The following is a 1659-nucleotide window of genomic DNA, read 5'->3' as shown; positions in this document are numbered from 1 at the left end:
GGTAGGAAGATTTTGGGGGTAGGAAGATTGGCTCAGTGGAATGGCTCGCCGATGGTTCGTCGCGTGATGGTGTTTCCGGTCCGGGGCAACGAGTGTGTCTTGACGGCCGTGATCTGGTAAAGTGTCCGGCCCGTCGAAAGCCACACCCCCGTCCAACCGCGGCCGTAGCGTTCACCCGCGAGACAACCACACTCCATGACCTTTTCAGCCAAGCTTGTCGGACGAATCGCCGGGCCCGTTTTGTTCTTTTTGATTCTGTTGTTCTTTCATCCGCAGGGTTTGAGTCCAGAAGCCAACGCGGTGCTCGCCGCGACGACCTGGATCGCGGTCTGGTGGGTGACCGAAGCGATCCCGATTGCAGCGACGGCGCTGCTGCCGATCGTGCTGTTTTCGCTGACCGGGGCGGTGGAGTTGCAGGCGACCACGTCGCAATACGGCCACCGGTACATCTTTCTTTACATCGGCGGATTCCTGATCGCGATTGCGATCGAAAAGTGGGATCTGCATCGGCGGATCGCGCTCAATATCATCAATCTGATCGGGACGAACATTACCAGCATCATTTTGGGGTTCATGGTCGCCACGGCTGGGCTGTCGATGTGGATTTCCAACACCGCGACCTCGGTGATGATGTTGCCGATCGGAATGGCAATCGTCGCCCAGTTGCGTGACAATCCACAAACCGACGCCAGCGAAAACCAGATCTTTGGCAAGGCATTGATGTTGGCGATCGCGTACAGCGCTTCGATCGGTGGCATCGCGACCCTGATCGGAACGCCGCCCAATCTGGTGTTGGCCGGTGTGGTGCAAGAAGTCTACAGGGTGGAAATCAGCTTTCTGCAGTGGTTCAAGTTTGGACTGCCGATCTCGCTGATCTTGCTCGCGCTCTGCTGGGTCTATCTGACGCGTTTCGCCTTTCACTTCCGCCACAAAACGTTTCCCGGCGGGCGTCAGGAGATTCAAAAGCAACTCGACGCGTTGAAGTCGTTTTCGCTCGAAGAAAAACTTCTGCTCACCGTGTTTTCGCTCACCGCGTTTGCGTGGATCAGCCGTTCGTTTGTTCAAAACCAGCTAGGGCTTTTTCCGCTGCTTGATGACACGATCATCGCCATGACCGGCGGGCTGTGTCTGTTTTTGATTCCCAGTCGCAAGGTGGACGCCGATGGAAAACGAGAACCGCTGCTGGTGTGGGAAGACACCAAACAGTTGCCCTGGGGGATCGTCTTGCTGTTTGGCGGTGGGATGGCGCTGGCCGAAGGGTTCACGTCGAGCGGGTTGGCGGTTTGGATCGGTTCGCAAACGACGTTGTTGCAGTCGGTGTCGATGCTGTTGCTGGTTCTGATCCTGGTCGCGTCGGTCAACTTTCTGACCGAAATCACATCGAACCTGGCGACGACGTCGATGTTATTGCCGATCCTGGCGTCGATGGCGGTTGCAATGAACGTGCACCCGTTTCTATTGATGGTCGGTGCGACGGTTGCCGCGTCGTGTGCGTTCATGCTGCCGGTCGCAACGCCGCCCAACGCGGTCGTGTTCGGATCGGGATACCTGAGGATTCCCGACATGGTGCGCGCCGGAATTTGGATGAACGTGATTTCGATCCTGCTGTTGACGGTCTTCGTCTACTGGATCTTGCCGGTGGTCTGGGGCATCGAGATC

1 protein-coding gene is annotated in these 1659 nt (G+C 57.3%); it reads left to right on the top strand.

The window, feature by feature from the left end:
- Positions 1-195 precede the first annotated feature (195 nt).
- Positions 196-1659 (top strand): DASS family sodium-coupled anion symporter (locus ABX749_RS32040; protein WP_372899617.1); only part of this gene is annotated, 1464 nt, incomplete at its 3' end.

Source organism: Stieleria sp. (assembly GCF_041595215.1).
GTDB classification, from domain to species: domain Bacteria; phylum Planctomycetota; class Planctomycetia; order Pirellulales; family Pirellulaceae; genus Stieleria; species Stieleria magnilauensis.
Note: the sequence above shows the minus strand (reverse complement) of the source record. Positions and strands in the feature narration are given on the sequence as shown.